Origin of the sequence: Bacillus crepusculi, from assembly GCF_014764715.1 — a bacterium.
GTDB lineage: Bacteria > Bacillota > Bacilli > Bacillales > Bacillaceae > Bacillus.
Genome location: NZ_JACXXE010000004.1, coordinates 145,426 through 159,497, shown reverse-complemented (window position 1 = coordinate 159,497; position 14,072 = coordinate 145,426). Strand labels below are relative to the sequence as shown.

Below are 14,072 nucleotides of genomic sequence, written 5' to 3'. Positions count from 1 at the left end.
GTCATAAAAACGGGAAGGGAGGAATGAAATAGATGAGTCAATTTAAAAGGGATCAAGTTCAAGACATGTATTATCTGTCGCCGATGCAAGAAGGCATGCTGTTTCATACCCTTCATCATCAAGAAAAGGGCTTTTATGTAGAGCAGATGGACATGAGCGTGAAGGGCACACTTCGATATGATTTGCTTGAAAAAAGCATGAATATCATCGTGGAGCGGTACGATATTTTTCGAACTGTGTTCCTCCACGAAAAGGTGAAGCGTCCTGTCCAAGTTGTGCTGAAGAAACGTCCTTTTACACTTGATGTTGTGGACATGCAGGATCTTTCTGAAGATGAACAGCTTGTGCGTATTGAGGAATTTAAACAAAAGGATCAGCTGAGAGGCTTTGATCTCTCGAAGGATTCTCTCATGCGGGCATCCGTTTTCCAAACGGGCCCTGCTAGCTATCGCTGGATATGGAGCTATCACCATATCCTTCTAGATGGCTGGTGCTTTGGACTTGTCGTGCAGGAATTATTTGCGATTTATCATGCGCTTTTGCATGACGTCCCTTACAAGCTAGAGCCGGTCAAACCATATAAAGCATATATTCAATGGCTGGAAAAACAAGATAAACAAGCATCTCTTCAATATTGGCAGCAATCATTAGCAGGATTTGACGGACAAGCGACCTTTAAAGAACAGCGAAAACAAACAAATGAGCATGAATTAGGCGAAATCAAATGGTCGATGAGCAAAGAAGAAACGGCTGCTTTATCAGAGCTGGCATTGCAGCAGAACGCCACATTAAGCAGTGCACTTCAATCGGTGTGGTCAATTTTGCTAAGCAGGTACCAGCGGTCAAATGATGTGCTGTTTGGAACGGTTGTGTCAGGGCGTCCAGCGGATTTGGCTGGCGTTGATAGGATGGTTGGATTGTTCATCAATGTCATTCCAAGAAGAATTCAGCTGACTGATCACATGACCTTTCGTTCTCTATTATCAGAAACACAGCAGCAGTCTCTTGCGGCAGAACCGCATCAATATATCCCGATTTATGATATTCAGGCACAGACAGGTCAGCAGAAGCTCATTGATCACATTGTGGTATTTGAAAATGTCCCAGTTGCAAAGAAGGACAAGCAAGAGGCACTGCTAGGATTTACTGTGGAAGACATGAATGTCTATGAAAAATCGAACTATGATCTCAATTTGCTGGCATCGCCCGGAGAACAATTACAATTGAAGCTAGCCTTTAACCAAAAAGCGTTTGACCCTGCATTTGTCCACCGGTTAAAGGAGCAGCTGATTCTTTTGATGAAAGAGGCGGTCAAGCACCCAAATCAATCGGTTCACACACTTACTCTCGTGACGAAACAGGAAAAGCAGTTGATTCTTGAGAAATGGAATGCCCCTGAGCTTGAGCATGATCAGCTTTATTTGTCTAAATGGTTTGAGCATAATGTCCGCAAACAGCCGAATGCGGTGGCTTTATCAGCGGGTGAGCATACGATGACATATGCAGAGCTGAATGAACAGGCCAATCGATTGGCAAGACATTTACAAAAAAATGGGGTCGCGCATCAAACGGTTATCGCCATTTTAGCGGATCGGAGGCCTGAACTGATTGTCTGCATGCTTGCTGTCTTAAAAGCAGGTGCAGTCTATGTGCCAATTGATCCCGATTATCCGGAAAGCCGCATTCAATATATGCTCAAAGACAGCGGGGCAACGCACCTTCTGACTCACTCATCCTTCATTAGTCAGGCGAAGTCACTTGCCTTTACCGGCACGTATCTTTTTGCAGATGATCAGGAGATTTCACTGATGAGCTCAGAGAATCTGACGCTTGAAGCAGGCTTACATGATACGGCATACATCATGTACACATCTGGCACAACGGGACAACCAAAGGGCATTATGACGACCCATTCCAATATTGCCCGGGTAGTCAAAAATACGAACTACTTAACCATTTCAGAAACCGATACACTGCTGTCGTTATCCAATAGTGTATTTGATGGCTTTACCTTTGATGTATATGGGGCGCTTTTAAACGGGGCGAAGCTTGTACTGCCGAAAAAAGAGACCATTTTAGACATGCGTGAGCTGACCGGGCTGATTAAAAGAGAGGGCATTTCTGTCATGTTTGTTCCAACTGCGTTATTCCATCTTCTCGTTGATGAAGAAACAGACTGGATGCGTGGTGTGCGCAAGGTGCTGTTCGGAGGAGAGCGGGCATCGGTTCAGCATGTGAGGAAAGCCTTTGATGTGATGGGAAAGGGCAGACTGATGAATGTATACGGTCCAACCGAATCAACCGTTTTTGCGACCTATTATCCTGTGGATGAAGCCATACCGATAGAGGCACGTTCTATTCCTATCGGGAAGCCGCTTAATCAGACAGGTGCTTATATATTGAGTGAGCACAGGCAGCTTCAGCCGATTGAAATGGTCGGAGAGCTTTGTCTAAGCGGCAAAGGACTGGCGAAGGGGTATTTGAATCGTCCAGACCTGACAAAAGAGGCCTTTATTGCGCATCCATTCGCTGCGGGTGAGCGGCTGTATCGCACGGGAGACTTAGCTTATTTTCGAGAGGACGGCCTGATTGAGTATGCAGGAAGAGTAGATGATCAGGTGAAAATTCGCGGACACCGCATTGAACTGACAGAAATTGAAGCGCATCTTCTCATGCATTCAGGTGTAAAACAAGCTGCACTCATAGCTGATCATGATGATACAAATCATACAAGACTGCTCGCCTATATCACATGTGAGGATGAATGGATGGATCAGCTCGATGGGATCAAGTCTTGGCTGAAGGAGCGTCTGCCGGCGTATATGCTGCCTCATGAGCTAATCAGACTCGAGAACCTGCCGCTCACGACAAATGGCAAGATTGATAAACGCCAGCTACCAAAGCCAGAGGCGCCGCAAGGAAAGCGCCATGTGAAGCTGCCAGTAAATGAAGTAGAACAAAAGCTGCTCGTGATGTGGCGGGAAGTGCTTGAACGAGATGATATTAGCACGGATGACCATTTCTTTGAGCTTGGCGGGCATTCCTTAAAAGCGATGTCTCTTTTGTCCAAGGTGTCGAAGGAATTCGAGGTCCAGGTGCCGATTCATTTGCTGTTTGAGACGCCAACGATTGAAGCAATCAGTCGTTATATTCAAAAGCAGGACCAGGAAGCCGCTGGCTATCTTGTATTCAATGAATCTCAATCGTCAACCGTCTTTGCTCTCCCGCCATTACCGGGCTACGGCTTTATCTATCAGGAAGCAGCAAAAACGCTCGATGGTGTTCGTTTGATCGCCTTTGATTTTATAGAAGCTGATCACCGAATTACGCAATACGTTCAGCATATTCAGCACCTTCAGCCTGAAGGGCCGCTGACTTTGATGGGGTACTCTGGCGGGTGCTACCTAGCCTTTGAACTCGTTCAAGCGCTTGAACGAGCAGGGCGGACAGTCGAAAAGGTCATCATGATCGACTCCTATAAGAAAATTGGAGAAAGTCATTTAGAAGGACGATCCATTGATGACGATATAGAAGCGATTGTCCATCAGTCGAAGCAACATGAATGGGCTCATGCAGAGCTCATCCAAGAAGCGCTTGCTCAAAAAACGCGGGCTTACTATGAAACCTTTGTTAAGGGGGTGAATCAAGGAGAGATACAAGCAGATATTTATTTTATCCAATCTGAAGAACAATTGGCGATTCCAGATTGGATGGAAAATTGGGAAGGTGCGACGACCGGTAACTATAGCCAATATCAAGGCTACGGTGAGCACGCTGACATGTTCAAGCACAAAGAATATGCAGCTCAAAATGCACAGCTGATCAAAAGGATATTCAATCAAAAAAATAGAGAACCAGCCTTGTAAACTGTAGGTTAGGCAGGTGTGCAGTCTTGTATCCCTGCCTGACAAAAAAGGAAAGGAACTTATATGAAACCATCAACCATTAACCAATCGAATGTACATGAATCAATGGATGCGATTTTACAAGATGTCAAGACAACTATTTTACAAACCAACGAAATTGAACGCTTCGCTGTTTTTTCTCGTGAAAAAACCATTCGACCGCGGCCATATCACCTCTCTCATTTATTTCTCGACAACCACATTGAGCAGGAGGCCGTAGCTGAATCGATACAGACGCAAATGGCAGCGCCTGCTTTAACAGACATGCCGCCCGCCCTTTCATTCGGCGGAGATCTAGATGTGAGGGCAGGAGCTCAAACCTTGCAGGACGCCCTAACAGAGGCGGCAAAAACGACAAACGGGCTGACTTATATCGTCAATAGCGAAAACGAACTCACGCAATCTTACGCGCAGTTAAAGGAGGACGCCCAGCGGGTTCTGACGGGTTTAAGGGCACTAGGACTTGAGCCAGGCGATCCTGTATTCTTTCAATTTTCATCGAATCATGCGATGGTTACAGCCTTTTGGGCATGTGTGCTAGGCGGCTTTGTTCCGACACTTGTATCGGCTGCTCCAACCTACCGGGAGATGAATGCCGCAGTGAAGAAGCTTCATCACGCATGGAAGCTGCTAGAGCATCCACTTATTCTAACGGATGACTCGCTCATCGAGGAGGTGCAAGGCTTAGCTTTACTGTGGCACACAAATCAATTACGTGTCGCAGCCGTAGAGCCGATGCTTTCTTTAGAAAGAGATATAGAAGCGCATCCAGTCACGCCCGATGATTCCGTCTTTTTTATCTTAACGTCTGGAAGTACAGGGATGCCCAAATGCGTAGAGCATTCGCATAGAAGTGTGCTGGCAAATGTCAAAGGAACAGTGGCAGCCAATGGGTTTACACAAGAAGATGTTTCATTAGACTGGATGCCATTAGATCATATTGGCGGCATTGTGATGTTCCACCTTGTCAATGTGTACACGGGCTGTGAGCAAATTCGGGCAAGAACAGATGATTTCATCGCCCAGCCGCTGCGCTGGCTTGATTGGATGGATCGTTATCGTGCAACGAAGACATGGGCGCCGAACTTTGCGTTTGCGATGATCAATGATTATGAGAAAGAAATCTCTTCAGGGTCTTGGGATCTTTCTGCCATGACCTGTATGATCAATGGAGCAGAAGCGGTCGTACCGAAGACGATTCACCGGTTTTTACATCTGCTGGCTCCGCATGGCTTAAAGGGAAATGTGATCAGGCCGGCTTTCGGCATGTCTGAAATCTCATCAGCTGTTGTCTTCTCCTTTGCGATTGAACGGGGAGATGAAAACAGCGGGGTTCTGACCTTCGAGGAAACGTCGCTGACAGAGCAGCTAAGACCAGCGGAGGCACGTGAGACAGGAACCGTCAGCTTTACAGAGCTGGGCAAACCGATTCCAGGTATCACGATACGCATCGTCAATCATCAGCATGAGCTTCTTCCAGAAGATCATATTGGTCGGGTGCAAATAAAAGGTCCAACCACCATGAAGGGCTATTACAAGAATGATGAAGCGAATCAAGAAGTCTTTCAAACGGATGGCTGGTTTCACACGGGAGATTTAGGCTTCTTGCACGAAGGAAGGCTGACGTTAACCGGCAGAGAAAAAGACATGATCATCATCAACGGGAAAAATTATCACAACTATGAAATTGAAGCCATTGCAGAGGAAGTACCAGGCGTAGAAACGAGCTTTGTGGCTGCTTGCTCCGTTCGGATGGAGGCTTCTGCATCCGATGAACTGATGCTCTTTTTTACACCGAAGCTGTATGAGCCATCTTATATCATGAGGGCAAGTCAGCACCTCAAATCCCATATTGCGACAAAAATGGGTCTGTCTGTATCGCGCGTGATCCCTGTCCAGAAGCATGCCTTTCCGAAAACAAGCTCTGGAAAAATAGAAAGGGCGCAGCTCAAGACAAGATGGCAGGAAGGTGAATTCGATGAAATCATCAAGGAAATGGACATCAGACTAGAAAATGAACATACCTTGCCTGATTGGAGCTATCAAAAGGAATGGATACCTGCTCCGCTTCATGTAGCTGAAAAGCAAATAGCAGGGGACATGGTGATCTTTGCAGACGCATTAGGGCTGGCAGATCAATTACGCTCTCTTTCAAGCAGTGAACACACATGCATTACGGTTGAACCGGGTCAAGCATTCACACAACTCACACACACACACTTCATCATCCACCCGAATCGACCGTCTGACTACGAACAACTCTTTGAGACGCTCCGTTCGTATGGCGTTTCGGTGAAACAAATCATTCACCTTTGGAACTATACAAACAACGAAGACACCCTTCATACGGGCATGGCGAAAGAAGCGCAGAAAACTGGCAGCCTGAGTGCATTATATGTAACAAAAGCGATTGCCGCCTATGAGGAGCCTATAGAGATCGCCTATGTCTCAGCTCATGCGATGAATTTGCCAGAAGATCAAACGCATCATGTGGAAAAAGCAACAACTGCGGGACTGATGACAGCTGTTCAGCATGAATGGCCGTTTATCAAGGTGAAATGTCTTGATTTTTCTCTGGCAGAATCGGCAGCTGGTCATTCTCATGCATTATCCATCATGACAGAACTCACACATGACACAAACCATCATATCGCCGCTTATCGCGAAGGTGTTCGTTATATTCCTCTTTTGTCACCGCTTCAGCTGGAAAAGGAACAAAAGAGAAAGAAACCGCCATTTGAATCATCCGGGCTTTACGTGATGACAGGTGGACTTGGCGGAATTGGAAGCATGCTGAGTGAACACCTACTGAAATCCTATCAAGCACACCTCGTGTTGCTTGGTAGAAAGGAGCGAGAGGCTTTATGTGCGGAGCAGCAAGACCTATTGACTTCACTTGAGAAGCAAGCGAAAGACCATGGCGGCACCGTTCTTTATGAAAAAGTGGACATGACTGACGCGAAAGAGGTTGAAGCCTTCATCTCAAGACAAGAGGTAGCTCGAGATAAAAGGCTGCATGGCATCATTCATTTCGCTGGCATCATTCAAGAAGAGCTGCTTGCTGACATGACGTCCGTGTCTTTACAGGCCATGTACGAAGCTAAGGTATATGGCACGGTTGCGCTTCATGAAGCGGCGTCTAAACGGCAGAACGTCTTATTTCTTTCTAGCTCGTCAGCACGTACGTTAAAGGGCGGGATGACCGTTGGTGCCTATTGCGCTGCCAATGAGTTCGTTGAACAGTTTGCTCAATATCAGAGGCTGACATCTACAGTGAAGCCGTATTGCTTTAGCTTCAGCATGTGGGATGAGATCGGAATGAGCGAAGGCTCTATGATCAAAGGCATATTAAAAGAAAGAGGCTATCTCCCGATTCCTAAGCGGACGGGCATCCAGACGATGCTGGCATGTTTGATGACAGACGCTCCTCTCATTTATATGGGGTTAGATCGGTCGAAGCAAGAGATTGAAGAGATGGTCCATGCGGAGATGCAAAGAGAGCAAGCCATTTATGTCTTTTTCAAAACCGATCAAACAAAGGCCATTGAAGAACGGCTGTATCAGTCCATTCATACGTGCTTACAGTCTCGTCTATCTGGCGAATACGCCGTGCACCTTTATCCTGAGGAATGCTGGAAAGAAACAGAAGATGGGATACCAGACGAAGCGTATTTCAATGAATTAATAGAAGAAAGTGGACATGATTCAGAGGACAGGGCACCACAAACAGAGACTGAGAAACTCTTGGCACACATTTGGTCAGAGCTGCTCGATGTCTCAAATGTCAGCTGTGGCGATCATTTCTTCCTACTAGGAGGTCATTCACTGAAGGCAACGCAAATGCTGTCTGCCGTTAGACAAAGAACGGGATTTGATGTGCCGCTCGCTGTTCTTTTTGAACAGACGAGACTTGGAGAATTAGCGGACTGGATTGATTCACATGCCGAGGCGGATAAAGCGATTCCGATGAGGAAAATGGAAAAGGGTCAGGAGATACCGATGTCCTACGCCCAGCAAAGACAGTGGTTTCTCTATCAATTAGAGCCAGATCTGCCGTTTTACAATAATACGATTTCTTTTCGAATGAATGGACCTTTAGATGTGAATGTGCTTCAGCGCAGTTTGCAGCACATGGTGCAAAGACATGAATCGCTCAGAACATCCTTTACAATGAGCGGAGATGAACCGGTACAGATCATTCATGAGCATATGACCCTTCCAGAGCTTGAGGTGGCGGATATATCAGATCTAACATCACAGGAAGAAAAAGAACAAAAAGCGGCTGAATGGGCGAAAAAAGAGGCGAGCACACCGTTTCAACTAGAACATGATGCGCTCTTTCGTGTGAAACTGATTCGGCTTTCCTCTACAGATCATTTGCTGCTGATGTCCATTCACCATATCGTGTCAGATGGATGGTCGATCGGCATTGCTGCGAGAGAGCTATCCGAGTGGTATACAGCGATGATCGAAGGGCGGGAGCCTGACCTTCCACCGCTGCCAATTCAATATGCGGATTATGCGCTATGGCAGAAGGAGTATTTGGCAGGCGAGACGCTGCATAAGCAGCTTTCCTATTGGAAGGAGCAATTCGCGGCACCTGTGGAAGACTTGGTATTGCCGTATGACCATCCGCGGCCGGCCGTTCAATCCTACAGAGGAAAAACGAAAACATATCGCTTGTCGAAGGCATTGTCTGATCAGCTCGCTGCACTTTCCAAAAAAACAGACAGCACACTTTATATGACCTTACTTTCTGCTTTCTCTACGCTGCTGCATCGATTGTCCTCACAGGATGAGTTTGTGATTGGCTCGGTCATTGCTGGGAGAAATCGGACGGAGATGGAGCATCTGATCGGATTCTTCGTGAATACATTGGCACTTCGGATCGATCATGGCGGGAATCCGGCCTTTACAGAGCTATTAGAGCGAGTGAAGGAGACAACCGTCGGTGCTTATGCGCATCAGGATGTGCCGTTTGAGATGGTGGTAGATGAACTGAACATTGTACGTGATGCTAGTAAGCAGCCACTATTTCAGGTCATGTTCGTTCTGCAAAACCTACCGCTTGAAGCTTCTCCAATGGGGGAGGCGACATCGGTTTTAGCCATTGAAGATAACGATACAGCCAAATTCGATCTATCCCTATTTGTTTTTGAAGGGACAGATGGTCTTCAATTAAAGCTTGAGTATCATGCAGATTTATTTTCTGATGATACGATGGAGCGATTCCTTCGTTACTACGAGCATCTGCTCGAAAGTATTTGTGAAAATCCGGCGCAGCCGATCAGACAAATGGATTACCTGCCAGAGGAAGAGAAGCATCAATTGCTCTATGAATGGAGCGGAAAAACGGATCAACCAGCAGGCTCACTTCTGATCACGGAACGATTTGAAGCGCAGGTGAAAAAGACACCTCATGCCATTGCCCTCGAATCTGGGGGAGAGCAGTGGACGTATGGCGAGTTACGAGAGAAAGTCGATCGGCTTGCCGCCTATTTGCAGCAGCGTGGCGTCACCCCGCATGAACCAATCGGGCTTTTGATCGACAGGTCGCCTGAAATGATTCTTGGGGTGCTGGCAATTGTGAAAGCAGGGGGCGCTTACGTGCCAATTGATCCTGAATATCCAGAATCGCGCATTGACTATATGCTGAAGGATACAGGCATTAAGCTTTTGTTGACAAAAAACGAATGGCTGAAAAAGGTGTCGATCAGTCAAACCGAGCTCATTTGTCTTGACGAGGGATATGAAGAGTTTTTATCAGAAGCTGAACTCATACCCGCTGCCTTAAAACCTGATGGGCTCGCTTATATCAATTACACATCAGGATCAACTGGACAGCCAAAAGGAGTTCTGATCCCGCATCAAGCGGTCATCCGGCTTGTATGTGAAACGGATTATGTCACCCTTGATGAACATACGCGCATTCTACAAATCGCGAGCTTCTCCTTTGATGCCTTTACGTATGAGATATGGGGAGCCCTTCTGAACGGGGGAAGGCTGATACTCACCGAACGAAATACGATCTTATCAATGGATACGCTGGCTGATACGCTGAAATCTTATAAAATCACAACAGGATTTCTGACGGTGCCGCTGTTCAACCGGTTAACAGAGGAACATCCTGAAGCCTTATCTGGATTCGATGCATTATTGGTCGGCGGAGATGCGCTCTCAGCCGCTCATATCCGTAAAGCACTGCCGTATTTGCCTGAAGGGCTTTTAAACGGCTATGGACCAACTGAAAACACAACATTCTCCTGTGTGCATCACATTCGGGCATTGGACGAAGGTCAGGCTACGGTTCCAATCGGCCGGCCAATCGCTTATTCACAAGCCTATATATTAGACGACCAGCTGCAGCCAGTCCCGCAAGGCGTGATCGGTGAGATCTACGTTGGCGGAACAGGGCTTGCACTTGGTTACCTTGGAGATGAAGAAAAAACAACGCAATCATTTATCCCGCATCCTTTCCAAGAAGGAGCGCGTTTATATAAAACAGGTGATATGGGCCGCTGGCTGTCAAATGGCATCATCGACTGCCTTGGAAGAATCGATCATCAAGTGAAAATTCGCGGACACCGCGTCGAATGCGGAGAAATTGAAGCCGCTATGCTGAGCTTTGAAGACATCATAGAATGTGCAGTCATTCCGCATCAGCACGAGAGTGGTCATAAGCGGCTCATCGGTTATTTTGTTCAAAAAGGAGCATGGACCCAGCAAGCCATTCGCCAAGCCTTGAAAGACATGCTGCCAGATTATATGGTGCCAAGCCTATTGATGGAGCTGGATGAACTGCCGCTCACACCAAATGGCAAGGTAGACCAAAAGCGTCTCCCATCGCCAGAGTGGAAACAGGAGGAAGCGGGTAGACCAGTTGACAGAGCAGTCAGTGAGGAAGAACGAGTGCTAGAAAAAGTATGGTCTCAGCTGCTTGGTGCCCCTTCTATCGGTGTACATGATAACTACTTTGAGCTTGGCGGAGATTCCATCATTGTTATACAAATGGTGGCACGTTTAGCGCAGGAAGGCTACATCATCCAGCCGAGAGATGTATTTGAAAAACAAACCATTTCACAGCTGGCACTCGCTATGAAAAGGGCAGATGTTTCTGTGTCCTATGACCAATCACCTGTTACAGGGGACGTTCGTCTCCTTCCAATTCAATCCTGGTTCTTTGAGCAATCGATGACAAATCAAGATTATTGGAATCTATCAGCGCATATTGAATTCAAGCAATCCGTACAGCTAAAGCAGTTGACGGAGATTCTTTCAAAGCTTGCCGATCATCACGATATGCTAAGAGCGGTGTATACAAAAGAGGCAGATGGCACATGGGTGCAAACGATTCGTGAGCCTGGCATCACCCCTTGTGTCACATCCTTTGATTTGACGAACGTTTCTCAGGAGGAAGCGCTGGAACAAATCCAATTGGAGACAGGCGCTTGTCAAGGAACATTGTCATTAGAGCGAGGAGAAGTGATCAAGGCGATTCTTTTTCACACAAGTCATGACACATCAGAGCTTTTCATCGCTGCCCACCATCTCATCATGGATGGAATATCATGGCGCATCATACAGGAAGATCTATTAAATGGACTGAAGCAGCTTGCTGCGGGGCAGGAAGTAGTATTTGCAAGGAAAACGGCCTCCTACAAGCAATGGGCAGATGCACTATATGAATATGCACAAACAGATCAATTACAAGAGCAGGTTCCTTTTTGGCAAAAGGTCATCAATCATGAGGAAGAGGGTTCCCCTTTTCAAACACCTGCGCTTTCTAATATAGAAGAACATGCAGAGATCCTGTCTATTCAATTGACGAAGGATCAAACAGATATTTTATTAAGGCAGGCATCACAAGCGTACCGAACAGAGGTAAACGATTTACTCTTATCAGGTCTTGCGCAAGCTGCTGGAAAGCCAATACTCATCACCTTAGAAGGGCACGGACGCGAGGATTTATTTGAACAGATGGATTTGTCACGGACAGTCGGCTGGTTTACAAGCTCTTATCCTATTTTTATTCCTTTTATCAAAACCGATGTTGAGAGACAAATCAAAGATGTCAAAGAAACCTTAAGGGCTGTGCCGCAAAAAGGAATCGGCTATGGCTTGCTTCAATACATGACAGAACCTCGTGTACTCAAAACGGCAGCGCCGCAGATGAGCTTTAATTATCTTGGACAGTTAGATCAAATAGATGGTGAGGCAAAGCTTTATTTAGCAGATGAACGAAATGGGCATGTACACGATCCAAAAGCAGAAAGGCAGCATTTGATCGATGTGTACGGATACGTCGTGAATGGTCAGCTTCAAATGAACTTTATGATCAATCGTGAGCTGCTCCAGCATGAAGAGGTGCGCCTGTTACCTGAACGGTTCAAAGAAAAAATGGAGGACATTTTGACGCATTGTGTAGAGACAAAAGGTGGTTTTACACCTTCTGATTTCCCTCTGGTTCAGCTCACGCAAAAGCAAATAGATGAGCTTCCAGACAATGTGGTGGATGTGTATCCGCTATCTCCAATGCAGCAAGGGATGCTGTTTCATGCACTGCTGGATCAAGCGTCACAAGCTTATTTTGGCCAGGTGCATATGACGCTCGAAGGCTTAACAGACGGCAACGCCTACGAACAAGCGTGGAATCTCCTTGTAGAACGTCATTCAATTTTGCGGACAACATTCGTATGGGAAGGCTTAAAAGAGCCTGTCCAGTTGATTCAATCAGAAGGAAGCATTCACCTCACTCAGCACGATGTGCGCCACCTGAGTGAAACGGATCAGAAGGAAACCATTGAACACTATTTACAATCCGATCGTTCAAAGGATTTCAATTTAGAAAATGCGGATGAACCACTGATCCGTATTGCATTATTCCATTGTGATGAGAGAACATGCACGTTTGTCTTTAGCTTTCATCATATTTTAATCGATGGCTGGAGCTTGTTCAGCTTTATTGAAGAATCCTTTGCGCTGTATCGTTCCCTTGTAGATGAACGGGAGATCAATCTTCCGGCTGTACGTCCATACAAGGATTTCATCGAGTGGCTACAAAAGCAGGATCAAGAGAAGGCGCAAGAGTTCTGGAAACGTTATATGTCAGGAGTAGAGGAAGCCACACCGCTTCCTGGAGACGGCGAGCAAGCTTCGGATGAAGGAGCAGGTATTGATCAGCTTAGTATAAAACTGACGCCGCGCATGCAGCAGAAGCTAGAAGAGATGGCAGGCACGCAGAAGGTCACGATGAGCACACTGATTCAGGCGGCATGGGGGCTGCTCCTGCATCTGCATTCAGGCTCAGAGGATGTCATATTTGGTGTGACAGTGTCTGGGCGACCAGCGGACTTACCAGAGGTTGAAAGCATGACAGGGCTTTTTATTAACACCTTGCCGCTCCGTTTGCCAATCGCGCCAGACTGGACCATCGCCCGCCTGCTGGCACATACGCAGGAAACCGTTTTTCACATGCGAGAATTCGAATATACTGTGCTGCCAGATATTCAGCAGATGACCGAAATTCCGAGTGGAGAATCATTGTTTGACAGCATTGTCGTGTTTGAAAACTATCCGATTGAATCCATTGAGCCGCATGGTGTACGTATCTTAGATATCGCAAGTCATGAAGAAACGAATTATGACTTAACCCTTGTGGCTGTTCCGGGAGATACACTTGAGCTTCGGGTCACATATCGGTTCAATCAATATACAGAAAAGCAAATACACTCACTGATGCAGCAGCTGATTCACACGCTTGAAGCCATGACAGAACAGGCGGAGACGCCGCTCTCCTCGTTCACAATCGTGACGAATGAAGAAAAAGAACGGATGATCACCGATTGGGCGAAAAATGCACAAGTCAGCGTGCTGTACCCAGACCAAGAAGAGGTTTACTCAGGTGTGCATGATCCTTCCTGTGAAACAGAAATTTATATCCTGAATGATGAGCATCAGCTTATGCCAGTAGGGTTTCCAGGAGATATCTTTATCGGTGCAAAGGATATCAAAGCACTTTGCGGGGAGCTTGCCGATTGGATGGAGGCGCATAAAATTCCGCACCCATTCAAACATCAAACAGGCGAATACCTCTATCCGACAGGAGATGTCGGCGTTTGGACTGAAAAAAGCAAGATTCAGATTTTGGATTGGATGTAGGAGGAGAAG

Annotated in this window: 2 protein-coding genes; both read left to right on the top strand. The window is 46.5% G+C overall.

Annotated features, from left to right (window positions below; translation table 11 throughout):
- Positions 1 to 32: 32 nt before the first annotated feature.
- Entirely contained in the window at positions 33 to 3,866 is a 3,834-nt protein-coding gene (locus IEE86_RS09800) for a non-ribosomal peptide synthetase (protein WP_191097052.1), read from the top strand.
- 63 nt (positions 3,867 to 3,929) lie between these two features.
- On the top strand, positions 3,930 to 14,063 hold the full coding sequence (locus IEE86_RS09795; protein WP_191097051.1) for a non-ribosomal peptide synthetase: 10,134 nt from the start codon (positions 3,930 to 3,932) through the stop codon (positions 14,061 to 14,063).
- The last annotated feature ends 9 nt before the right edge of the window (positions 14,064 to 14,072 follow it).